Here is a 23,827-nt window from a genome sequence, read left to right on the forward strand (position 1 = left end):
TCCGGCCCGGCGGGACCATGGGGCCCAGTGGACTTTTGCCTCCGATACACCGGGTTACTTCTCGTAGTGTCGCCGGACCCTAACGGACCCCCGTTCCCACCGCAGGCAGCGACGGTCGCGTCTGAGCTCGATAGACCAAACACCCTCCCGACACATTGATCACGAGCGCCGACGATCTCTACTGACAGCAGTCGAGGTCCGGACGAGATAATGCTGGCTGCAGCAAGCGTCTGGGACTAATATGATGGATCAGACCAGCATTAAAGGAGGGAAGAATGAGTAAGCGTCCACTGTCGAGCCGATCGCAACGTACGGCACGCACCCTCGGCGAGTATTTGTCGACCTTTCGACGTCTACAAGGACTCACGGCTGTTCAAGTGGCCGACCGGGCAGGCATCAACAGAGAGACACTTCGCCGCCTCGAACACGGCGACGCCAGCGTCGGCCTGGACGTCTTCCTCGAAGTGTGCCGAGTTCTCGGTGCACTCGACTTCGTCACAGAAGGCATGAACCCATACGAGACTGCACTGGGTCAGGCCCTCGCTGAGCAGAACCTTTCTCTACCCAAACGGGTACGACAGTGAACCGTCACGTCGACATCTATATGCCGGCGCACGTCCTCGGACGCGGTCGGTCGGACACGGGTGAAGACACGCTGGTGGGCCGGGCGTTCTTCTCCACAGCGCCCAAGGGCATCTCGACCACGTTCAGATACGACACGTCCTACCTGGCCAACAGGGGCTCGTTCGCGCTCGACCCAGCGTTGGACCTGTTCGAAGGCGGACACGCCACCGCTGACGGGCTCCCGTACTGCTTCACCGACTGCGCCCCGGACCGGTGGGGGCGCAACCTCATCAGCAAACGCTTGCGGGCTGCCGACCTCGAGGCAGGCCGAACCCCACGCACCGTCACGGACGTCGACTACCTCCTCGGCGTCACGGACCTGACCCGGCAGGGCGCACTGAGATTCACCGAGCCCGACGCGGGTCCCGATGGCCCATATCTCGCCGTCGACCCGGGCATCCCGAAGCTGCTCGAGCTTCCCCGCCTCATGCGTGCGGCCGAGCGGGTAGAAGACTCCGGCGTCGACGAAGGCCTCGACGCCGTCAAGGAACTACTGGACGCAGGCACAGGCTCACTCGGCGGCGCACGACCGAAAGCGTCAGTACGCGACGGCGCCCGCCTCGTAGTCGCCAAATTCAGTAGCCCCCGAGACGACTGGGACGTCATAGCCTGGGAGAAGACCGCACTCGACCTGGCCGAACGCGCAGGCCTTCGGGTACCGACCCGTTCTCTTGCCCGGGTCGAAGGAAAGTCGGTCCTTCTGCTCGACCGGTTCGACCGAACCGAGAACGGTGCGCGTATCCCGTACGTCTCAGCGATGACCCTGCTGACCGCGAGAGACGGGGCAAGCGACCAGTTCGACTACATCGACCTCGCCGAGACCCTCGCGGAACACGGCAGCACAACCATCGATTCCGACCTGGTCGAACTGTGGAAACGTGTCCTGTTCTCCGTCGTCATCCACAACACCGACGACCACCTGCGCAACCACGGTTTCATTCGCGGCATCGGCGGCTGGACTTTGTCCCCGCTGTTCGACGTCAACCCGAACCCCGACATCGGCGCCCAACGACACGTGAGCATCGGGACCGCTCACGCACGCGACGACGAGCTCGAGGGGTTGAGAGTCGCAGCGCCGTCGTTCGGCCTCAGCCGCTCAGACGCCGAACGCGCACTGTCCGACATGTTCGACGCCACACAGCAGTGGCGCGAGGTGGCGGCATCGAACGGCGTGACCAACAAGGAGATGACCTTGATGGCCGATACCTTCGACGGCCTTCGCCCACCCAGGAGAGCCGTCTGAGTCACCCCCTGTCCGGCGACTCCTTGGCTCGCAGCCACTGTGCGACAGTGCAATCCGCCGATTCTGTCCCCCTCGATCAGCGAGAGAGGTCCTTTTGTACGGGGAAGCCTGGTTGAATGGTCCCGTCCAAGGCTGCGAGCAACAGGCTCGCCAGACGGTCGTCCTCTGGCCGGGTCAGCAAGGTCGTCGGAACGCCGATGGCAGCCTCTGTCTCGACGACGGCGACGCCCAAGGTCGTTAGATCGAACACCGAGGCTTGGCGCGCGTAGAGCGCCGACCAGCCGCGATCTTGCTCCGCCAGCGCGGCGAACGGTCCGGCGTGGTGGGTGAAATAGTCGATGCGCGGGTCGTGCCCGGCGCGACGCGATTCCCGGACCAGGACCTCGGCCAATGCGCTGCCACGGGCCGAGACATGCAGCAGCAGAGGCCGATCCGCGAGGCTTGCGAGACCCGATAGTTGCGCGCCGCTCGCACCCGCCACGAGGATCACCAAGGGGTCATCGGCGAGGCGATGTGACGTCACGCCTGCTCGATCGACAGTGCCGTGAACGATCGCAGCATCGATGGTTCCGTCCGCCACCAGGTCGGCCGGGTCGTCCCCGCCCGAGTCGATCTGGGTGAGCGCTGCGCCTTCCGTCGGTTGACCGGCCATCATGTCGTCCCACACCTCGCGCAGCGACGCGGCGTGAGTGCGGAATCCCGTTGGAAATGTCATGCGCACGGCGCGCCGAGTCGCCACCACCGATTCACGGACCTCCTGCTCCGCATCGAGCAGCGCGCGGCCGGCCGGCAGGAACAGCCTGCCCGCTGCGGTCAACCGGATGTTGCGCCTGCTCCGATCGAACAGCTGTGCCCCCAGCTCACGCTCGAGGCGCGCGACCTGCTGACTCACCGTCGACTGGGCCATCACCAGATCAGTGGCAGCTCGGGCGAACGAACCGGCATCCGCCACTGCCACCGCGTACTTCACCTGTCGGATCTCCACTCGTGAAGTATCGATGACATCGATAGGACCCGTCTAGATCTGCCCCTCGATGGCCGGAAAAATCGGTGGTGAGGTGGAGTCATGAACATCGAAGGGGCGTCCGCATGACCACAACCAATGACCGAGAGGATCGATGTTGCTGAGCATCTCTGCAACAACCGATGGACACGTTGCGCCGGCTGACGTGCCGGTCCCGACACCGCGTCCGGATCAGGCGGTCGTTGCCGTGCGGGCGAGCTCGGCGAACCGTGGCGCGCAAGGCCAACTCACGTCGACCGTTGCGAGATCCTGGGCCTGGAGGACGCAGGTACCGCCGTCAGTCAGCTGGCGCGCGGTGGCACCCGGCGGAAAGATCCTGCCCGACAACGGAGCTCACCCGAAGGGATCATGACCATGTTCATCATCGAGCTGACCTATATCCGTCCCCTGGCCGAGGTGGAAGCGCTTATTCCTGCGCACGTCGACTGGCTCGACGAGCAGTACGCCGCGGGGGCCTTCGTGCTGTCCGGCCGCCGGGAGCCACGCACAGGCGGGATGATCATCGCCGCCGATCTGGACCGCACCGATTTGGAACGACGTATGGAGCGAGACCCCTTCCAGCTCAACGGGATCGCCGAGTACAGGATCGAAGAATTCCTCCCCTCGAAGGCATCCCCCGAACTGAGTCAACTCGTGCGCAAGGCGTGACGGAAGGGAGTCGGAGCGCGGCGCAAGCAGACGCCGCGGGATCCAGGACTTGCGTTGGAGCGCACTCCAATCTCTAGCGTCGTGCTCATGACCGAAACGCAGGCGTTGCCCGTGCGGCTGACCATCGCACAGATGGTCGAGCACTCGGGGCCCCGCGGGCGCGCGAGACGAAGACCGCTCACTACAGGACGTGCTGAACCGTGGACTCGACTGCCACGGCGCTCCCTTCACTGACAAGCGACACAACAACGAGGAGACCCGATGAAGCAACGCACGATCCCCGCTCTCGACACGACCGTCGGCTCGATCGGCCTGGGATGCATGGGCATGAGCTGGGCCTACGGCTCACCGGATGACCGCGACGTCGACACCTCTGTCGCCGTGATTTCCCGCGCGCTCGATGCCGGCGTGACCCTACTGGACACCAGCGACGCATACGGAGCCGGCCACAACGAGCAGGTTGTCGGACGTGCGCTGTCACGGCGCCGCTCGGACGCCATCGTGGCGACCAAGGTCGGGTTGATCGGAGAGCAGACACCGCAAGGACCACGCCTCACCCGCAACGCCCACCCTGAGCACATCCGCGCGGCCGTCGACGCGAGCCTCGCGCGGCTGGGCGTCGACACCATCGACCTGTACTACTTGCACCGGGTCGACCCCGAGGTTCCGCTGGCCGAGAGCTGGGGTGCCCTGGCCGAGCTGGTCACTGCCGGCAAGGTGCGCGCACTGGGGCTCAGCGAGGTCACCACTGCTCAGGCCGCCGAGGCACATGCCATCCACCCTGTCGCCGCAATACAGTCGGAGTTCTCCCTGTGGACCCGCGACCCACAAGGTCTGGGCACCACCTCCGACGGCGCCGAGACCGGCGACGTCATCGGCTGGACGGCCGCACACGACGCCATTTTCGTGCCGTTCTCTCCGCTGGGGCGAGGATTTCTCACCGGCACCCTCGACCGATCCGCCCTCGACTCCCGCGACTACCGCACGACTCTTCCACGATTCGCCGACGATGCGGCCGCGGCCAACGACCGCATCGTCGATCTCGTACGAGCGGTCGCTGCACGCCACGACAACACCGCATCAGCTGTGGCCCTCGCGTGGGTTCTGGCTCAGGGCGAGCACATCGTCCCGATCCCCGGCACCACCAAGGTGCGCAACCTCGACGCCAACATCGCCGCGGTTGAACTGGAACTCACTCCAGTTGACCTCGCCGAGCTCGACGCTGCACCCGTCGCCGTCGGAACCCGGTACTGAGCATGGTCGGGTGGGCCGAAATCGATCTCGATCACGGCGAGCTCGTCGAGATCGATTTCCAGGCCTGGGTGCTGGCACTCGCCCAGGACCCGGCCATCTGCACGACTCACGGGATAGGCATCGAAAACCTCTGCCATGCCACGGTCCCTACCCCTGGGCCTACACCGAGCTCGTTGTTTTCATCCAGGCCAGTTCGCTACGCTCCTCACCTGTTGCGTTGGAGTGGACTCCAAGACATAGCGTTGGATCCATGACCATCGAAGCTTGCCCCGAGGCCGTGCCTCCCACCGCACCCCTCGGGATCGCCGACGTCGCTGAGATGAGTGGCCTGACCCCCGAGACCCTCCGATGGTGGGAGCGCGAAGGACTCGTACCGCCCGTCACGAGAGGCAGTGATCGGCGACGGAGGTACAGCGAACGAGAGGCGGCATTCGTGGTCATGCTCGCAAAGCTCCGGAGCACAGGAATGCCCACCGAGGACATGCGCGAGTTCTCCCGCCTCGTGGCGGGGGGCGCCGCGACACACGGCAGGCGCCTCGCAATCCTCGAGCTCCACCGTCAACGGATCCGTGCTCGCCAGGCGGTGCTGACCGCGGGCCTGGCCGCTCTCGACGAGAAAGCAGGGCACTACCGGAAGCTGATCGAGGCCGGTCTCGATTGCGACGGTGCGCCCGTCTCTCCCGAAGTCGCTTTCCTCCAGGCTCACCCAACGACGAACGGATCCGCATCATGACAACAGTTCCCATCACGACTCTCGGCAACGACCTCTCCGTCAGCGCGGTTGGTTTCGGTGCCATGACGCTCTCAGGCGTCTACGGCGCGACCAGCGACGACGACGCCCTGGCCACTCTTCACCACGCCGTCGATGTGGGGGTGTCCTTCATCGACACCGCCGACGTCTACGGGGCCGGCAGCAACGAGGTCCTCATCTCGAAGCTCCTGAAGGGTCGGCGCGACGAAGTCGTGCTTGCGACGAAATTCGGTATCGCAGGCAGCATCGCGGACAAGACGATGCAGGCGCGTAACGATTCCGCCTACGTGCGCGAATCCGTCGACGCCAGCCTCGAACGCCTCGGCACCGACGTAATCGACCTGTACTACCTGCACCGGCGGCAGGTGACGGTACCGATCGAAGAGACCGTGGGCGCCATGGCCGAGCTCGTCGCAGCAGGCAAGGTTCGGTACCTCGGGCTGTCCGAAGTCACTGCTGCCGAGCTCGAAGCTGCTCATACGGTCCACCCCATCGCAGCCGTCCAGAGCGAATGGTCGGTTTGGAGCCGGGACGTGGAGCTGGCCGTCGTCCCGACAGCCGCACGCCTCGGCGTCGGCTTTGTTCCGTACTCTCCGCTCGGGCGTGGATTCCTGACGGGAACCCTTACTGATCCCGCGACGTTCGCCGACGACTGGCGCGCCGGCCTCACCCGCTTCAACGGCGACGCGTTCGAACGCAACCAAGCGGTCGTCGAAGCGCTCAGCGCCATCGCCGCCGAGCACGACGCCACTGCGGCTCAGATCGCCCTGGCCTGGCTCTACGCGGCCGGCCGTCGCCACGGCCTGCCAGTCGTCCCCATCCCCGGCACCAGGCGAACGGCGCGCATCGACGAGAATGTCGGAGCGCTCGACATCACCCTGCACCCCGCCAACATCGCGCTCCTCGACGACCTATCGGCTCACGTCGTGGGCGCTCGGTCCGACTTCGACGACCCCAACTGGACCAGCGACACCCGCGCGGACACCCCCTCCGCGCAGTGAGGTCTGGCACCAGCGGCGCGAGTAACTTTGCCGGACTGGTCGCACCGATGCTCAGACGCGTGAACGGTTGCGCGACGGCACATTCATGGCTGCGCAGAGTCAGGCACGCGCCCGCCTGACAACGAACAGCCCGAGACGGACTACAAGGCAGCACCGCCGTCCTAGATGCAGCGTTCAGTAGTCGAACGCCTCGAACCTGATGTCTTCACCGGCCAGCCACTCCACAACTGCGTCGTGCAGAGGCGGAGTAGTGCACACGTAGAATTGCCTTCGTCCAACGCGGCCTACGGCTTTGATGTCGGCCTCGGTCATCCTTCGGGTGTGTGTTCGGGCTCCGAGCTGTTCGAGAGTGCGTAGCTGGGCATCCCCGTCGGTGTCCAAGTGTCCGGTGAGGAACACCGTGATCGCCATCCCCAATTGGCCGACCTGCTCGATGACGTCGACGGCGAGAGGCAGGTCCTCTGCGCGGACACTCCACAGCAGGGTCAGCGAGAGTCCGGATTCGTGGGCTGCATGCGCCTGCGCCATGAATGGCGTGATCCCGATCCCCGATGCCACGACCACTACGTCGTCGGCGTCGGGCTGCGTATTGGCATATCTGGTGTCATCCTCGCCGCCGAAGCCCACGACAGTGACAGCCAGGTCCGACCCTGGTGTCCACCGCGACAGCAGGCGGGTGACCGGTCCGTGCTCCCGAACGGTGATCTCGAATACGTTGCTGCCCAGAGCGTTCGGTTCGCTGGACACCGTGAACGTTCTGATGAAGTCGTCGTTGAGGGAGCTGGGGTCGTGATCGCGCATGTGCGACCAGCCACGATCGAGTCGATCCGAGAAGTCGAGGGAGACGTGTTGCCCTGCACGCCATTGCACCGGCGTCGACGATTCGCCCGGAGGAAATCGGAATGTGTACCGCGATATCGTCGGTGTGATCGGTAGTTTGTGGATCAGCGAGGCAACCAATCTGTCCGCTGATCTGGGCTGCTGGCTCGAATCGCCGACCTCGCGGGCCAATCTCCGAACCGGAGGGTTGTACGGCGACGGGTCGAGCAGCGTACCTCGGAACGGAAGACCGTCTCTCACCAAGTGCACTGCCTCGATTTCGATCCGCACAGCGATATTACTATGCGGCAGAACACTTTGCGCAGCATCGCCGATCAGTACCTCCGCGCGTCCCGCCAGGTAGAGAACGTCGCCGGTGTCAAAATCGGGAAAGGTGACTCCCACTGCCCGGTCGGAGGTGATGTTCCCCAACGTCTGGTAGAGGCGGTTCCCCGAGTACTCCGGGTACACCAGCGTCACGCCCTCCGTCTCGGAGTTGCTGAAGACCCGGACGAATCCTGGTGCTCCCCCGCGGATGTTGGTGTCCATGCTGTGGTCACCGTGCCGGCTGGAGATGAGGAACGTGTCGGATCTGCCGATGAGGGCGATCGCCTCGGCTGACAGCGGGAGTGAATCGGTGATCAACTGCGGAGATGATTCGTAGGGTGTTATCACCCTCTTGTTCAGATACTTGGGGCAGTTTCCGAGGGTTTCGTCGACTGCGACGTTCACCTCTACGTCGACGGGTTCGTCGGCCTCCGAAGGCGGTGTCTTCGTGAGCCTTTCCACCATGATCCCGCCGAGCAGCCGTCCTGCGATCTTGACCCGGCCCCTGTGCTCGAGATCGATGACGAGGCCCGAGACCAGCCTTCCTCGTCCGTCCGTGTCTTCGTCGCACAAGAGCCCCTCGAGTACTGGGTCGGTACCCGTCCATCGATCGCCCGGCTCTGCGGGGCGAGATTCGAGCCGGGTCTGAAACTTCACTCGCAGAACACTGTCCGCGGCCGCGGTTGCTGTTCCAGGAGCACCCCCGAGCAGCGTTGTCCACACACGGCCGTCGATGCCGATCGTTCCGAGCGCCACGAGTGGGCTCTGGCTCATCCAGAGTCCGTACGCGGCGGGCAGACCTGGAGCAGTGGGGTTGTCCTCGTAGGGCACCTGCAGAAGACGGTGCATCGCCTCTTCCCCTGGATGCCACTCGCTCAGCACACGGTCGTAATCAGGCTGCATGTCGTGCTCCGGAGAATCGATGCAGGAAGGTGGTGATCAGGGAGGCGACTTCGTCGAGGTGGCTTTCGAGGAGGAAGTGGCCACCGTCCAGCAGGTGAATGTCCGCGTCGGGAAGGTCGCGCAGGAACGCACGGGCACCGTCGGGTCCGAAGATCTCGTCGTTCTTCCCCCAGACGGCGAGGAGCGGGGGACGTGAATCGCGAAAGTAGCGCTGCACAGCGGGGTACAGGCGGACGTTCGTTGGATAGTCGGCGAAGAGCTTCAGTTGGATCTCGTCGTTGCCGGGACGGGTGAGCAGCGCGTGGTCGTGGATCCAGGTGTCGGGGCTCAGGAGCGTCGTATCGGAGACGCCGTGAACGTACTGCCATCGGACCGCGTCGAGTTCGAGTGCTTCGCGCAGCGGCGCAGCGTTTTCTGGTGTGCGGTTTTTCGCGTAGGCCCAGAGTGGTGCCCAGAACGAGTCCACGAACCCTTCCTCGTAGGCATTGCCGTTCTGGGTGACGATGGCGGTGATTCGATCAGGATGATTGAGGGCGAGACGCCATCCGACGGGTGCGCCGTAGTCCTGGGTGTAGATCGCGTACCGGTCGAGACCCAGTTGGTCGAGGAGGTGCTCAGTGACGGTTGTGAGCGTGTCGAAGGTGTAGTCGAAGTCGTCGACGGATGGAGCTGCCGAGTTTCCGAAGCCGATGAGGTCGGGTGCGATCACGTGAAAACTGTTGCCCAACAGAGGGATGAGGTTGCGGAACATGAAGGAGCTCGAGGGGGTTCCGTGCAGCAGCACGATGGTGGGATCGGACGGATTGCCGGCCTCGCGGTAGAAGACTTCGAGTCCGTCGACGGTGATGGTGTGGTGGTGAACGGCGACCATGGATAACCCCTATGCGTAGTTGATGTGGTTACTCCCATGACGGAACCACAGTGGTCGTAACCTGTCAAGTGAGTTATGGTGGTTACATGAACACGGAGGAGGCGCGGGCCATCGACGAAGCGCTGCTGATCGACCTGCTCAACACCACGCCTGTGGTCGAGGATCAGCCGATCGATCTTCTGGCAGACGATGCAGACGGCTGCGACTGGCTGAGTATGCGCGGCGGGACCGGAAGCGCCGAGGAACTTCGGGTGAGCCGCGCCGTGCGTGACGACCTTCAGCGGGTGGTGCGGGGTGCAACGTCACCGTCATCGCTGGGCAGGTATCTGGACGGCCTCTCACAGGTGCCGGTGTTGACCGATGACGCCCTCCACTGGGTTCTGCAGGTGGCCGACGATCGCCGACTGGCCTCGCGGATTGTGCTGGCCTGGGCAGAGATTCGCGAGAGTCTCCCCGGCGCACTGCGTCCGTGCGCGAATGACGAGTGCCGCCTGTTTCTACTGGATCGCTCGCGCGCGGGCACCGCGCGGTGGTGCTCGATGGCCACGTGTGGCAACAAGATGAAAGCCCGACGGCACCGCGCTCGGGCGGCAGGCGACTGACTTTCGCGAGAACCATTGGGCCAGAGGGCGATCACTCTCGCTGTGGCCATGGACAACCAGTCGGTATTTTCAAAACCCTCTCCGCGCACCTACGTCCGGGCAGGTCCACGCCCGGTCGATACCGACTCGAGACAGTCGGTGACAACGCCCTCTGACGCAACGGCATCTGCGACAGCGTCGGCACCGTCGAGTTGGAGCCGTGTCTATCGGGGCTTCGGTTGCGTGACCATCGGTCGACCCTTCATGGCTGCTCACACGACTCACCGGAACCTCGGCAGCGAATGCGGAACACAAAGACGGTGAGAAGTATTGAAGTTTACGATCTGAATACTTATAGTTACGTCTCGTAAAGTTACGGTGATGGCAGTCACATAAACGACGGAGACTTCATGGCAATCGACAGGACAGTCCCACCACCCGACCCGATCAGCGAGGTGGACGTCGGCAAGGACCAATCGAAAGCCATCCCCCCGTATGCCTGGCGGCTCGTTGCTCTGTTTGCCGCGGCGAACGTCCTGAACATCTACGACCGCGCCCTCCCGACGATTGTGGCCGAGAACATCAAAGCCGAGTTCGCACTTACCGATACGCAGCTCGGTCTGCTGATGAGCGGATTTACCGTCGTCTACGCCGTCGCGGGCATCGCGCTCGGACGGATGGCGGACCGGCGTTCCCGCCGCCTGGTCATGGCCATCGGTCTCGTGGTGTGGAGCCTCCTCACTGCAGCCAGCGGGGGAGCCTGGAGCTTTGCATCGCTGCTGATCTTCCGACTCGGTGTCGGGGTCGGGGAGGCTTCCTACGCCCCCGCCGCCAACGCCACCGTCTTCGACATGTTCCCGGTGGAGAAGCGCTCGCGGGCTACTGCAGTGCTGCAACTGGGCGTGCCGCTGGGGTTGCTACTGGCGTTCTTCACTACTGGCCCACTGGTCGAGGCATTCGGCACCTGGCGGGCACCCTTCTACTTGGCGGCGATCCCCGGCCTCGTGCTCGCCGCGCTCCTACTGATCACGCCGATGCCCGAGCAGCCACGGGCAACCGCTCAACAGCGCGAACAGGAGCGTGGTGCCAGGGTCTTCTGGACGTTGGCGCGAATTCCAACGATGTGGTGGCTCATCCTGGCGGGTATCGGCCTGCAGATCGCCAGCTATTCCATCGCGACTTTTCTGGTGCCGCTCTTGCAGCGCTATTTCGGATTGAGCCTCTCCGAGGCCGGTACCGGCGCGGGTCTCGTGACCGGCGTCGCGGGTCTGATAGGGCTACTGCTCGCCGGCCCGATTGCCGACAGGGCCCGACGACGCTCATCGGCCGCGCGACTCTCGGTCGCAGCCATCGGCATGGCCGTCGCGGCTCCGTTTGCGTTCGCCGCGTTCGGGCTACCCCCAAGTAGCGCAGTCATGTTCGTCCTGCTGCTCTCCTGCGCATCGGTTCTGATCAATATGGTGCAGCCCGTTGCGCTTCCGGCAGTCTCCGAAATTGTCGCAGCGCGCTTGCGTGCCTCCGCTGTCGCGATCTACTTCGCAGCCTTCTATTTGCTCGGCGGCGCATTCGGGCCCCTGCTGACAGGCGCACTGTCGGAGCACTTCGCGGCGAGCGCAACGGCCACGGCAGAGATCAGCGCGTCCGCAGCCGGTCTGCACACCAGCATGTCATGGCTACTCCCGCTGTCCTGCCTGGTGGGAGCCATAGGCATTGCCGGCGCGATGACCACCATCGAACGCGACACCCGCAAGGCAGCCCGCTCGGAGGCAGCATGAGAATCCAACACTCGCCCTCCCCCGCTGCCGCGAAGAGGAGCGACCCATGACCATCTCATCGACGACGTTCGGAGAGGCGCTCGCCTCTCTCGCTGCGGCGCGCCCAGATGCTCCTGCCATCACCTGCAGTACCGACTCCCTTACCTGGGCCGAGTTGGAACGCGACAGCAATCGGCTGGCACACACGTGGTCCCGGCTCGGCGTCACTGCAGGCTCGTTTATCTCGATCATGCTTGCCAACTCACCGGCTTTCATGACGGCTGCGTTCGCATCATGGAAGCTCGGCGCCGTGCCTCAGCCCCTCTCTTCACGACTTACGCCAGCAGAGTTACGTGCCATCCTCGAAGTCGTAGCCCCGGCTGGTGTCGTGGGGCTACCCGAGTCCATGGGTCCGGCCGCGAACGATTGGACAACGCTGCCATCGGTACCCGAGACAACAGAATCCGCCGAACCACTGCCGCCACGGATCGCTCCATCATGGAAGGCACCCACGTCCGGCGGAAGCACCGGCCGCCCCAAGGTGGTCGTGTCCGGCAACGCCGCAGCACTCGAGGAAGTAAGCGCGTTCGCCGATGTTCTCCGCATCCCCACCGCCGGTACGGTCGCCGTACCCGGACCGTTGCACCACAACGCGCCCTTCATGTTCACTGCACTGGCGATGCTGCGTGGTTCTCACGTGGTCCTACAGGGCAGATTCGACGCCGAGGCACTACTGGCCGATATCGTTTCCCACGGCGTTCAATGGCTCTACGCCGTACCCACGATGATGCAACGCATCTGGCGTCTCGGCCCTGAAGTGATTGACGCGCACGATGTTTCGACCCTTGAACTCGTAGTGCACATGGCGGCCCCGTGTCCGCCCTGGCTCAAGCGGGAGTGGATCGACTGGCTGGGCGGCGAACGAGTTCTCGAAGTCTATGCCGGTACAGAAGCACAAGCCGCCAGCGCAATCACCGGTACCGACTGGCTTCAACATCCCGGATCCGTCGGGCCGGCGGTGGTCGGTGAGTTCACAGTGCTCGGGCCCGACGGCGCACCGCTACGGCCCGGCGACGTCGGCGAAGTGTGGGTACGTCGGGGCGCGGACGCCCCACCCGCCTACACCTACATCGGCGGAACTGCCCGCACACGCGAAGGCGGCTGGGAGTCGCTCGGCGACCTGGGCAGTCTCGACGAGGACGGCTATCTCTACCTCACCGACCGCGACACCGATGTCGTTTTGGTAGGTGGGTCGAACGTCTACCCTGCCGAGGTGGAGGCTGCTCTTGTCGAGCATCCCGACATCGATGATGCGTGCGTTGTCGGGCTGCCGCACGAGGATCTCGGAGCCGTCCCGCACGCAATCGTGCAGTCATCCGCACAGGTGGACCTGGACTACGTCCTTCCGTTTCTGCGCGAGCGCCTTTCCTCGTACAAATTACCGCGAAGCCTGGAGGTCGTCGCCCATCAGTTGCGCGACGACGCAGGCAAGATGCGCCGCTCGGCGCTACGCGCCCAACGACTTGAAGGAGTAGCCAATGCCCTGGGCGATCAGTGACACCCCTACGGGGAGGGTGCGACTGCACTGGGGCGCACAAGGTTCCGGCGAACCCGTGGTGCTGGTGATGGGCCACCTCTTCTCGGGCGACATGTGGTATCCGGCGATTCCTGCACTGGCCGAGCACTACCGAGTGATCTACTTCGACAACCGAGGCACCGGCAGGAGCAGTGCCACCAGCACCGCGTCCGTCGCCGACATGGCCTCCGACGTCACTGCGGTCATGGACGCCGCTGATGTCGAGAGTGCACACGTCTACGGCGTGAGCATGGGCGGTGGGATCGTCCTGCAGCTCGCCGAAGACTCGCCCACGCGGGTGCGCTCGATGGTGCTCGGCTGTACCGCGATGCGCAGTCCTGAATATCCGCTGCCTCGGCCTCCTGGATTTCTGGCCCGCCAGCTGAAGTACCGAGTTCCCACCCGCATGCTGAAACCCGTTCTACGCAAGCGACTTTACGGTCCGATCGCCCCGCCGGCTGCGGTCGAGTGCGACCTCGACGTGCTCTGCCGGATGCGCTTCTCCGCTCGCGGGGTCTATGCCCAGGACCTCGCCATTGCCGGCTACGACATGACACCCGACAGAATCGCGACTCTGCCCCAGCCCGCGCTCGTACTTCATGGCACGGCAGATGAGGCAGTACCTCACGCTGCCGCCGTGAAGCTGACCGAGACACTGCCCAACGCTCGACTCGTCACCTATGAAGGTGCCGGCCACAACTATCTCGTCGATGTCGGCGCACGTGCCAACGTCGACGTGCTGGAGTTCTTGGCCGATCGAACTCAGAAAGCAGGAAACAGAACGTGAAACTCAACAATGCCGCAGCAGTCGTCACAGGCTCCGGCCGCGGCATCGGCCGAGAGATCGCACTCAAGCTCGCTTCCGAAGGTGCACGGGTCATCGTCAACGATCTCGACACGACCCCTGCGCAGGAGACCGCCGAGGCCATCCGCTCCGCAGGCGGCGAGGCCGTGGTCCACTCCGGGAGCGTCACCGAGAACGGCTTCGCCGAGGAACTCGTCGACACTGCGGTGAAGAACTTCGGCGGACTCGACATCGTCGTCAACAACGCCGGCTACACCTGGGACAGCGTGATCCAGAAGACCACCGACGAGCAATTCACCGCGATGCTCGACGTACACCTCGCAGCGCCGTTCCGAATCCTACGTGCCGCCCAGCCGGTGATGTCCGCCTCCGCGAAAGCGGAGATCGCAGCACACGGCACAGCCCGGTGCCGCAAGATCGTCAACATCTCGTCTGTCGCGGGCATGGCCGGAAACCCGGGCCAGGCGGCGTACGCCTCTGCCAAAGCCGGCGTGACCGGCCTGTCTCGCACGTTGGCTCGTGAATGGGGTCGGTACAACATCACCGTCAACACCGTCGCATTCGGCCTCATCTCGACGCGACTGACCACCGCCGCGAACAGGTCGGCCTCGATCGAGGTCGAGGGACGCAGAATCGAAGTAGGCGTCAACCCCGATGTCCTCGACGCAGCAGCGTCGCTCATACCACTGGGCAGGCCGGGCCTCCCGGGAGAAGCGGCGGGCGCGGTCTTTCTACTGTGCACGCCCGAAGCCGACTACATCACCGGGCAGACCTTGGTCTGCGGCGGCGGCTGGGAAGGCTGAACACATGACATCTCGTGCTTTGGTAGCCGGAGTTGGCATGGTCCCTTTCAGCACCCCCAGCCGCAGTAAACCGTACGACGAACTCGCAGAGACTGCAGTACGCGCCGCTCTCACCGACTGCGGTATCGATCTCGCCGACGTCCAACAGGCCTATGCCGGTTTCGTTTTCGGCGACTCGACCAGTGGGCAGCACGCTCTCTACCGAGTCGGCCAGACCGGAATCCCGATTTTCAACGTCAACAACAATTGCTCGACGGGATCGAGCGCGCTCCTTCTCGCGCGGCAGGCAGTCTCGTCGGGCGCGGCCGACTGTGTTCTGGCGTTCGGATTCGAACAGATGCTGCGCGGCTCGCTACGCAGCCATTGGACCGACCGACCGAGCCCGTTCGACCGATTCGGCGCGGTGGTTCACGACACGTTCGGCGATGTGCCTTATGTACCCGTGACGGCGCAATTCTTCGGAGGCGCAGGCGACACCTGGCGCGAGCGTTACAACGCCGATCCCGCTGTCTTCGCCCAAATTTCGGTGAAGGCACGCCGCCACGCTGCGAACAACCCTTATGCGGTGTTCCGTGAACCGGTCACGATCGAGGAAGTCTTGGCCTCGCCACATGTGTTCGGCCCGCTGACGCGCCTCCAATGTTGCCCTCCGACATGCGGTGCGGCAGCCGCAGTCATCGTGTCGGAAGACTTTGCCCGGAGCCGCGGACTCTCCGCCGACGTGGCAATCACAGCGATGGCCATGGCAACCGACACCCCAGACAGCTTCTCCGGTGACTTGCTGCGTTTGGTCGGTTACGACATGACACGCACCGCGGCGATGCAGGTGTACGAGACTGCCGGGATCGGTCCGGAGGACATCCCTGTTGTCGAACTCCACGACTGCTTCACCACCAACGAGTTGATCACCTACGAAGCTCTCGGGCTCACCCCTGAGGGAAGCGCCGAAAGGTTCGTCGCAGACGGTCAGAACACGTACGGCGGCCGTGTCGTGACCAACCCATCGGGTGGCCTGCTGTCGAAAGGACACCCGCTGGGTGCCACTGGTCTGGCGCAGTGCGCCGAATTGACCTGGCAACTACGTGGCCAGGCAGAAGGCCGTCAGGTGGACAAGGCAGGACTCGCCCTTCAACACAACATCGGCCTCGGAGGCGCAGCGGTGGTTGCGCTCTACGAACGCATCGGGCGCGACCATGCTTGATCATCAGTGTTGCAACGACTGCCACATCATTGCTGCACCAACCGTGGAGCCCGCGGTCTAGCTCGGTCCGACGGTCCTATCGCCAGCCGTCTGCAGCGACGCCGTCAGCCCACCGGTGATGAAGTCCCGGTACAGTTCCACAACGCGTGAACGCGGAACGTCGGGATTGGCGATCCACCAGCGACCGAGCTGTTCGCCCACGCCACTGACTGCATAGGCGAATGCGTCGTCCTGCTCTTGGTCGGCCGCCGAAAAGTGCCGAAGCATCTCCGCGATCCTGTCGATGGTGTGCCGACGCATTTCGGTGAGCTGGTGGGACAGTTCTTTCGACAACGCAGTGCTCGGGTTGAACAGAACCATCCACCGCTGAGGGTCGCGCTCCAGCATCGAGAACAAGATGTCGCCCGCTCGCTCCATGACTGCCTCGACGCCCGCCCCGGCCGAGATCATGATCTCGGGCTCTCGAATCCTCAGCTCGAGTTCGGTGCGCGCACGGCGAACACATTCGAGAAAAACGATGTCCTTGGTCGGATAATGGGAGTAGACCACAGGCTTGGTGACGCCGGCTTCGCGGGCTATATCTTCCATCGACGTGCCCTCGAAGCCGGCGGTTGCGAACAGCTCCTCGGCCACGTCGAGTAGCTGGCTCGCGCGGGACTCACGGGACATGCGCGTTCGGCGCTCCACGGGGTCTCGACTGGTCATTCTGGCGACGCCCTCCTGAACGGTTCCGCGGTGGCGATCGGTCATGATCGAATCGTGTCATGAAAGCTGCCGATCGGCGGCGAAGTCCCACATGATCCGGGCGAGGTCCGGGCCGTCGTTGTCGACGAGCGGCCCGCTGCCAGGACCCGGCCATGTGTGCCCCATACCTGTGACGAAAATGTACTCGATCAGCGAGTCGCCGCCGTCCTCCGGAAAGTACGAACGGTGTGTGTACGGCTTCAGTCCCGGCAGAGCGACATCGACGGTTTTATCGGCCGTGTCGTCCATGTCTCCATCGAGAACGCCGTTCAACGCAAGATCGTCGATGGTGGCCCAATGAGTCACGAGTCGATCCGCGAGGAACGGCGGCACCGGCTCGTCCTGATCACCTTGCGCCACGAGGACGGGTACGGGCCGCGCGCGGTTACCCATCTGTGCCCATGCCCGCTTGGCGGTGTCCACTGGACCTACCTCGTCTGGATTCAGCGGGTTCGCCTCGTTCACAGCGTATTCCGCACCGGCCATCGATGTGACCGAGGCAAAGAGATCCGGGTAGGTGACGCCCATGATGACTGCGGTACCCGCACCCGAGGACGCACCGTTGACGTGCACCCGCTTGGGGTCGGCACCGTAGTCACTGACTACCTGCCGGGTGAGTCCAGCAATCAGAGCGGGTTCGCCGTGGTCGCGGCGCTGATGCTCGGGTTCGTCACCGTTCCAGCAGTTCAGTGGAAGCCCGCGCAACAGGTCCTGCGTCGGGTACACCACGATGAAGCCCTTCTCGTCGGCCACCGCATTCAGATTTGTCAGATCCTTCATCGAATTGAACCCGAAGCCGGTCATTCCGCAACCGTGCAAGGAGACGACCACCGGAAGTGGTTGTCCCGCAGAAAAAGCCGGCGGCAGGTGAACCTGGTAGGAAAGCGTGCCTTCGGCGCTGGTGTACGACTTCGTTTCGTCCACGCCCGCTGCGTTGACGGCAGGGGATGCCTGGGCCGGCACAGAACCGCCGACCGTAGCGAACAGCACGCCGATGGCGAGCGCAGTAGCCATCTTGCGAGGGCTCATAGGATGAACTCCGTCTGCACCATGTTGGCATTGTCTTGCGCGATCGCGTTGCAGAGCGGCACGTTCGACGCCGCACGCCCAGGCGCACCGGTGAGTGTTTCCCATGTTGACATCGCGACTCCCGAGTTCTTGTGTGGCTGCCGGCCGTACTATACCGATAGTAACTCTAACTTTACCTACGGTAACTTGTCAAAATAGGCTGGGGCTCTCGTGTACATCCAGTATCGACGCCCCTCGAAATGCACTGTCTTGCAACCTATTGTGGATCCATCTGGACTCTGGTGCCCCAGTCGGAATCGAACCGACACTGTGCGGATTTCAAGCCCCTGGAAGTGGATTTACCTGAACCTCGCTGGACACGAGATTTATCTATTCGCAACAGTTTTCGTGTGTCGCAGTCCGGGTGAGTCCATGCCCGATCGTACCGACTCGTGACACCGAGCTTCAACCGATCAAGCCCGAGTGCATGGGTGTGGACCGTGTTGTACATCGGCGGATCATCACGGACCAAGTGACCCGTAGCACGTCGTTTTGCTCCAGGCGCCGATCCAAGGCGCGCACCTGTTAGGAGGGCACTGGACTCTCTCCTTGTAGCCACAACTAGGTTGCCGAACGCGACGAACGTCAGCTGCAACCGAGATGACATCTGAATTGAGCAAGCAGCCCAACGATAACAAGTGCGAGAATCAGGTGACCGGAATGGGCGAACTCTATTCAGACTCCGTCTCCGTTGCCTGGCCACTTCGAGCGAGGCAGCCGGCCGAGTCGTTTGTCGCTTCCACTGGGTTGTTGATGTGACGACTTCCAGTTGCCGCGCTCCAATAAAATTGACCAAGACTACGCGAGCAGTAAACCTATCAAGACGGTATCTGCCCCTTCGGCCATCACCGAAAGGTTTCGCCCGGATCGCGCCCAAGCCCGGCCGGCGCGCTCGCCAACGAACCCGCCGACAGAGTGCTCGAGTTTGGCAGATCAGCGAACGTTCGACGCTGGAGTCCGGCCTGATGCCTTCGTCGCGTTCGAGCAGAACGGTGTCGTCGACCCTGACGTGGACGATTTCGTTGTCGAATGCGCCGCGTTCCCAGGCTGGGTGTACGGCGTGGTGTGAGCGGACGCCGAATTCGTTGCACGCGTCGAGCTTGATGCCGTACTTGTCCGCGGCCCGCTCGGCAGCCTCACCTTGGTGCGGCATATCCCAGAGCGCTTTCAGATTGGTAGAGAACGGACCCTCTTCGCCCGCAGTGGTCGAGACGCCCATCGGAACCCGGCTCAGAGACTCCACGCCCCCGGCAATGACGATCGATGCGTCCCCGGCCACGATCGATGCGGCTCCGAGGTGGGTGGCCAACTGGCTCGAGGCGGTGAACTGCGCCGGAATCGGACCGACCGCACGCATCGTCGCGCGATCGAGTGCACACGACCCCCAGAAGGGAGCGAGTAAGACGCGTTTCCGCAACAACGAGGGATGCATTGAGATTTCCCACCGTTTCGGCGTGGGATAGCCAAGAATCCGCGCATACGACGCGCATAACCCGAGTTCACGATCATCCCAACCGCCATCGACGACTGGCGGGGTCGCGGCGAATTGCTCCAGCCACCAACCGCTGGCCACCAGCTCGTCGACGACAAGCTGGCACGCCTCGATACTGTCTACCGGCTCGTCGTAGCCGACCGACCCTCAGCCGAATACACCCGCCAGTCGGACAACTCCTGCTCAAACGGCGCGACGCCAGGCTAGCGCCGGACGGTCATCTCCGCTCCGAGACGGCTGAAGCTTGCTGCTGATCCTCGCGCTGGTTCGTCGTAGCCCGCCCGTAGATGCCAAGCACGACGCCGATTTGGTCTGCGGACAGCTATACGACAAGTTCCGATAAGCAGGACACCCACTTCGAGGCAGCGCGCCTCGGTTTGAGGAGACGGGTTTTGTGACGCGAGCGCCTCACTCCTCAAGCGACGTGGGGGTCTCAGTCCTCCGGGTTGTAGCCGAGGTTGGGACCAAGCCAACGCTCGGCTTCCTCCATAGTCCAGCCCTTGCGCTTCGCGTAGTCGGCGACCTGGTCCTGCGCCAACCGGCCGACCACGAAGTACTGCGACTGCGGGTGCGAAAAGTACCAGCCGCTGACGGCCGCGCCAGGCCACATCGCCATTGACTCGGTCAGCTTGATGCCGGTCCGCTCGTAGACGTCCATCATTTCCCAGAGCGTCGCCTTCTCGGTGTGCTCCGGGCAGGCCGGGTAGCCGGGGGCAGGGCGGATTCCCACGTACTTCTCGCCGATGAGCGCCCCGTTGTCCAGCTGCTCGTCGGGCTGGAATCCCCAGAACTCCTTGCGAACCCGTTGGTGCATCCGTTCGGCGAACGCCTCTGCCAGCCGGTCGGCGAGCGACTCCAGCAGGATCGCGCTGTAGTCGTCGCTAGCAGCCTTGAACTCGATAATCTTGTCCTGGCTGCCGAGCCCCGCGGTAACCGCGAAGGCGCCGACGTAGTCAGCCAGACCAGTGTCCTTTGGCGCAATATAGTCCCCCAGCGACCGGTTCGGGATTCCGTCCCGATGCTCGCCCTGCTGGCGCAGGTTATGCAACGTCGTCATCACCTCGGTACGGGTCTCGTCGGTGTAGACCTCGATGTCATCGCCGACCGCATTGGCCGGGAAGAACCCGATCACCCCGGTGGCAGTCAGCCACTTCTCTTTGATCAGGGTGTCGAGCATCTCCTGGGCGTCGTCGTAGAGCTTGCGGGCAGTCTCGCCGGAGACTGGGTTATTGAGGATGTCGGGGAACCTGCCCTTCATCTCCCATGCGTTGAAAAACGGCTGCCAGTCGATGTACTGGCGCAGCTCGGGAAGGTCGTAGTCGTCGAACTCTTGTACGCCGAGGCGCTGGGCGGGTACCGGCGGCGTATAGCCGGCCCACTCGATCGGCGTTCGGTTCGCGCGGGCCTTCACCAGCGTCAGCATCCGGCGCTCGCTCTTCTGGGCATACCGTTCGCGCAGGGCTGCATAGTCTTTCTCGGTGGCCTCCAGCAGCACTGGCCGCTGCTTATCGTCGAGGAGCGCAGCAGCGACCGGCACCGAGCGGGAAGCGTCCTTGACCCAGACCACCGGACCACTACGGCGCGGCGACACCTTCACGGCCGTGTGGGCGCGTGAGGTGGTCGCGCCACCGATCAACAGCGGGATCATCAGCCCCTGGCGTTCCATCTCGACGGCGAAGTTGACCATCTCGTCCAGGGAAGGGGTGATCAGGCCGGACAGCCCGATGATGTCGGCGTTGTGCTCTTTCGCGGCGTCCAGGATCTTCTGGGCAGGCACCATCACACCGAGGTCGATCACCGTGTAGTTGTTGCACTGCAGGACGACCCCGACGATGTTCTTGCCGATGTCGTGGACATCGCCCTTCACGGTCGCCATCACGATCGTGCCGTTCGTTGTGTCCCCGGCTGCATAGTCGCCGGACTGTTCTTTCTCCGCCTCGATGAACGGCAACAGGTACGCAACAGCCTTCTTCATCACCCGGGCCGACTTCACAACCTGCGGAAGGAACATCTTGCCTGCGCCGAAAAGGTCACCGACGACGTTCATGCCATCCATCAGGGGACCCTCAATCACCTCGATCGGGCGACCACCCGCGGCGGCGATCTCGGCCCGCAATTCCTCGGTGTCGGACTCAACGTCGGCATCTACGCCTTTGACCAGGGCGTGCGTGATGCGCTCGCGGACCGGGAGGCTGCGCCATTCGGCTGCCACCGGGTCGTCTACCTTCTCCGGGCTGTTGAACCGTTTGGCGATCTCAAGCAGCCTATCGGCCGCGTCCTCGCGACGGTTCAGGACGACGTCCTCGATCCGATCCCGCAGTTCGGGATCGATCGAGTCGTAGGGCACCAACGCACCAGCGTTGACGATGCCCATGTCCAGGCCTGCCTTGATGGCGTGGAACAGGAACACCGCGTGGATCGCCTCACGGACCGGGTTGTTGCCCCGGAACGAGAAAGACACGTTCGAGATACCGCCGGAGATGCGCGCCCCGGGAAGGTTCGCCTTGATCCAGGCGCAGGCCGCGATGAAATCGACCCCGTACGTCGCGTGTTCCTCGATACCGGTCGCCAGCGCGAAGCAGTTCGGGTCGAAGATGATGTCCTCGGCCGGGAAGCTGACCTCTTCGGTCAGAATCCGGTAGGCGCGCCCGCAAATCTCCTTGCGGCGCTCCAGATTGTCAGCCTGCCCCTTCTCGTCGAACGCCATCACGACAACGGCTGCACCATACTTGCGGCACAGCCGTGCCTCGCGAATGAACTTTTCCTCGCCCTCCTTCATGGAGATCGAGTTGACGATCGGCTTGCCCTGCACGTTCTTCAAGCCCGCCTCGATGACCTCCCACTTGGAGGAGTCGATCATCACCGGGACGCGGCTGATGTCCGGCTCGGCCGCGATCAGCTTGGTGAACCGGTCCATCGCGGCCACGCCGTCGATCATGCCCTCGTCCATGTTGATGTCGATGAGCTGCGCCCCGGCCTCGACTTGCTGCAGGGCGACCGACAGGGCGGTGTCGTAGTCCTCGGCCTTGATCAGGTTGCGGAACCGGGCGGAGCCGGTGATGTTGGTGCGCTCACCGATGTTCACGAACAGGGAGTCGTTGGTGATGTTGAGAGGCTCCATGCCCGAGAGCCGAGTAGCCACCTCGATCTTCGGCAGCTCGCGCTGCGGTTTGCCCTCGACGACCTTCACGATCTCGGCGATGTGCGCCGGCGTCGTCCCGCAGCAACCACCAACCAGGTTTACCAGGCCGGCTTCAGCGAACTCGGCGATGTAGCCGGCCTGGCGCTCCGGGGACTCGTCGTACTCGCCGAAGGCGTTCGGCAGACCGGCGTTCGGGTAGCAGGAGACAAAAGTGTCCGAGATCCGCGCCATCTCGGCGATGTAGGGCCTCATCTCCGGTGCGCCCAGGGCGCAGTTGAGACCCACCGCGATCGGCTTCGCGTGCCTGATCGCGTTCCAGAATGCTTCGGTGACCTGACCGGACAACGTCCGGCCAGAACCATCGGTGATGGTGCCGGAGATGATCACCGGCCAGCGTCGCCCACGATCCTCGAATAGCGTCTCGACGGCGAACACCGCAGCCTTGGCGTTCAGCGAATCGAAGATTGTCTCGATGAGGATGAGGTCAGAACCACCGTCGACGAGGCCGGTGACGGCTTCGAGGTAGGCGGCGCCCAGCTGGTCGTAGGAGACGTTGCGGGCTCCTGGGTCGTTGACCTCCGGCGAGATCGACGCGGTCCGCGTCGTCGGCCCGAGGACGCCGGCGACATAGCGGGGCTTCTTCGGGGTACTGAACTCATCGCAGGTCCTGCGGGCCAGAGCAGCGCCGGCGAAGTTTAGCTCGTAGCCCAGCTCCGCCATGTTGTAGTCGGAGAGCGAGACCGCGTTCGCGTTGAACGTGTTCGTCTCTATGATGTCGGCGCCCGCCTCAAGGTATTCGCGGTGGATCCCCTCGATGATTCGCGGCTGCGTCAGGGTGAGCAGGTCGTTGTTGCCCTGGAGAGCCGTGGGCCACTCCGCGAACCGCTCGCCGCGGTAGCCGTCCTCGTCCGGCCGGTCCCGCTGGATCGCGGTTCCCATCGCGCCGTCGATCACTACGATCCGCCGGTGGAGAGCAGCCGTTAGCTCGTCGGCGCAGTCCGGGCGGATGTTCGGCACAAAGGAGCTCACGTGGTTCCTTCCATCGCGGAAGGCGTCCTTAACTCGCCGAGCGTGGCGGATACCGGGGGACCGGACCCGTTGCAACGCCTCTCGGCCAGAAGAATATACCCCGTCACGGGATCGAGTCACCGCCTGGCCGTCGGCGTATGCCGCTCGACTCGATGTCGAAACGTCTG

At 63.9% G+C, this 23,827-nt stretch carries 19 protein-coding genes; 12 read left to right on the plus strand and 7 right to left on the minus strand.

What is annotated here, in order from left to right:
* Nucleotides 1–275 precede the first annotated feature (275 nt).
* Both D8W71_RS02060 and D8W71_RS02065 read left to right on the plus strand, forming a co-directional pair.
* Nucleotides 276–584: a helix-turn-helix domain-containing protein gene (locus D8W71_RS02060; RefSeq protein ID WP_121110576.1), complete on the plus strand. Its 309-nt coding sequence runs from the start codon at nucleotides 276–278 to the stop codon at nucleotides 582–584.
* Entirely contained in the window at nucleotides 581–1,867 is a 1,287-nt protein-coding gene (locus tag D8W71_RS02065; RefSeq protein ID WP_121110578.1) for a type II toxin-antitoxin system HipA family toxin, read from the plus strand. Before D8W71_RS02060 ends, D8W71_RS02065 begins: the two co-directional genes overlap by 4 nt.
* A 76-nt stretch (nucleotides 1,868–1,943) precedes the next feature.
* Here the strand turns inward: D8W71_RS02065 and D8W71_RS02070 are convergent, their stop codons facing one another.
* On the minus strand, nucleotides 1,944–2,852 hold the full coding sequence (locus tag D8W71_RS02070; RefSeq protein WP_121110580.1) for a LysR family transcriptional regulator: 909 nt from the start codon (nucleotides 2,850–2,852) through the stop codon (nucleotides 1,944–1,946).
* Nucleotides 2,853–3,245: 393 nt separating this feature from the next.
* On the opposite strand from D8W71_RS02070, the gene D8W71_RS02080 reads away from it, so the two are divergent.
* The 4 genes from D8W71_RS02080 to D8W71_RS02100 all read left to right on the plus strand — a co-directional run bounded on the left by D8W71_RS02080 (nucleotide 3,246) and on the right by D8W71_RS02100 (nucleotide 6,545).
* Entirely contained in the window at nucleotides 3,246–3,539 is a 294-nt protein-coding gene (locus D8W71_RS02080) for a YciI family protein (RefSeq protein ID WP_121110584.1), read from the plus strand.
* A gap of 261 nt (nucleotides 3,540–3,800) precedes the next feature.
* Nucleotides 3,801–4,793 carry an aldo/keto reductase gene (locus D8W71_RS02085; RefSeq protein WP_121110586.1) on the plus strand — a complete coding sequence of 331 codons (993 nt, stop codon included), beginning with the start codon at nucleotides 3,801–3,803 and terminating at the stop codon, nucleotides 4,791–4,793.
* Nucleotides 4,794–5,043: 250 nt separating this feature from the next.
* A complete protein-coding gene (locus D8W71_RS02095; RefSeq protein ID WP_121110590.1) occupies nucleotides 5,044–5,526 on the plus strand; it encodes a MerR family transcriptional regulator in 483 nt (160 codons plus the stop codon).
* Entirely contained in the window at nucleotides 5,523–6,545 is a 1,023-nt protein-coding gene (locus D8W71_RS02100; protein WP_121110592.1) for an aldo/keto reductase, read from the plus strand. The genes D8W71_RS02095 and D8W71_RS02100 overlap by 4 nt, the downstream gene beginning before the upstream one ends.
* A gap of 174 nt (nucleotides 6,546–6,719) precedes the next feature.
* Here the strand turns inward: D8W71_RS02100 and D8W71_RS02105 are convergent, their stop codons facing one another.
* Both D8W71_RS02105 and D8W71_RS02110 read right to left on the minus strand, forming a co-directional pair.
* Complete coding sequence (locus tag D8W71_RS02105) at nucleotides 6,720–8,594, minus strand: pyridoxamine 5'-phosphate oxidase family protein (protein WP_121110594.1); 1,875 nt, start codon at nucleotides 8,592–8,594, stop codon at nucleotides 6,720–6,722.
* Complete coding sequence (locus tag D8W71_RS02110; protein WP_121110596.1) at nucleotides 8,584–9,465, minus strand: alpha/beta fold hydrolase; 882 nt, start codon at nucleotides 9,463–9,465, stop codon at nucleotides 8,584–8,586. The genes D8W71_RS02105 and D8W71_RS02110 overlap by 11 nt, the downstream gene beginning before the upstream one ends.
* 86 nt (nucleotides 9,466–9,551) lie before the next feature.
* Here D8W71_RS02110 and D8W71_RS02115 point away from each other — a divergent pair, with 86 nt between their 5' ends.
* The 6 genes from D8W71_RS02115 (at nucleotide 9,552) to D8W71_RS02140 (ending at nucleotide 16,185) form a co-directional block, all read left to right on the plus strand.
* Nucleotides 9,552–10,067 (plus strand): CGNR zinc finger domain-containing protein, encoded by a 516-nt coding sequence (locus tag D8W71_RS02115; RefSeq protein WP_121110598.1) that lies wholly within the window; start codon nucleotides 9,552–9,554, stop codon nucleotides 10,065–10,067.
* 389 nt (nucleotides 10,068–10,456) lie between these two features.
* The gene (locus D8W71_RS02120) at nucleotides 10,457–11,821 is read left to right on the plus strand and encodes a spinster family MFS transporter (RefSeq protein WP_121110600.1); all 1,365 of its coding nucleotides are present in this window, start codon (nucleotides 10,457–10,459) and stop codon (nucleotides 11,819–11,821) included.
* 46 nt (nucleotides 11,822–11,867) lie between these two features.
* Nucleotides 11,868–13,358, plus strand: coding sequence for an AMP-binding protein (locus D8W71_RS02125; protein ID WP_121110602.1), 1,491 nt, complete (start codon nucleotides 11,868–11,870; stop codon nucleotides 13,356–13,358).
* Complete coding sequence (locus tag D8W71_RS02130; protein WP_121110604.1) at nucleotides 13,339–14,163, plus strand: alpha/beta fold hydrolase; 825 nt, start codon at nucleotides 13,339–13,341, stop codon at nucleotides 14,161–14,163. Before D8W71_RS02125 ends, D8W71_RS02130 begins: the two co-directional genes overlap by 20 nt.
* Complete coding sequence (locus tag D8W71_RS02135; protein WP_121110606.1) at nucleotides 14,160–14,984, plus strand: SDR family NAD(P)-dependent oxidoreductase; 825 nt, start codon at nucleotides 14,160–14,162, stop codon at nucleotides 14,982–14,984. The genes D8W71_RS02130 and D8W71_RS02135 overlap by 4 nt, the downstream gene beginning before the upstream one ends.
* A 4-nt stretch (nucleotides 14,985–14,988) precedes the next feature.
* A complete protein-coding gene (locus D8W71_RS02140; RefSeq protein WP_121110608.1) occupies nucleotides 14,989–16,185 on the plus strand; it encodes a lipid-transfer protein in 1,197 nt (398 codons plus the stop codon).
* Between the two features lie 57 nt (nucleotides 16,186–16,242).
* On the opposite strand, the gene D8W71_RS02145 is transcribed toward D8W71_RS02140, so the two are convergent.
* The 4 genes from D8W71_RS02145 to metH all read right to left on the minus strand — a co-directional run bounded on the left by D8W71_RS02145 (nucleotide 16,243) and on the right by metH (nucleotide 23,660).
* Nucleotides 16,243–16,935 (minus strand): TetR/AcrR family transcriptional regulator, encoded by a 693-nt coding sequence (locus D8W71_RS02145; RefSeq protein ID WP_121110610.1) that lies wholly within the window; start codon nucleotides 16,933–16,935, stop codon nucleotides 16,243–16,245.
* A gap of 12 nt (nucleotides 16,936–16,947) precedes the next feature.
* Nucleotides 16,948–17,958, minus strand: a complete 1,011-nt coding sequence (locus tag D8W71_RS02150) for an extracellular catalytic domain type 1 short-chain-length polyhydroxyalkanoate depolymerase (protein WP_161965387.1) — start codon at nucleotides 17,956–17,958, stop codon at nucleotides 16,948–16,950.
* Between the two features lie 256 nt (nucleotides 17,959–18,214).
* On the minus strand, nucleotides 18,215–19,429 hold the full coding sequence (locus D8W71_RS28330; RefSeq protein ID WP_121110614.1) for a hypothetical protein: 1,215 nt from the start codon (nucleotides 19,427–19,429) through the stop codon (nucleotides 18,215–18,217).
* A 493-nt stretch (nucleotides 19,430–19,922) separates the two neighbouring features.
* Nucleotides 19,923–23,660, minus strand: coding sequence for a methionine synthase (metH, locus tag D8W71_RS02160; RefSeq protein ID WP_201265227.1), 3,738 nt, complete (start codon nucleotides 23,658–23,660; stop codon nucleotides 19,923–19,925).
* Nucleotides 23,661–23,827 lie beyond the last annotated feature (167 nt).

The sequence above is a fragment of the Rhodococcus sp. P1Y genome, from assembly GCF_003641205.1.
GTDB lineage: Bacteria > Actinomycetota > Actinomycetes > Mycobacteriales > Mycobacteriaceae > Rhodococcoides.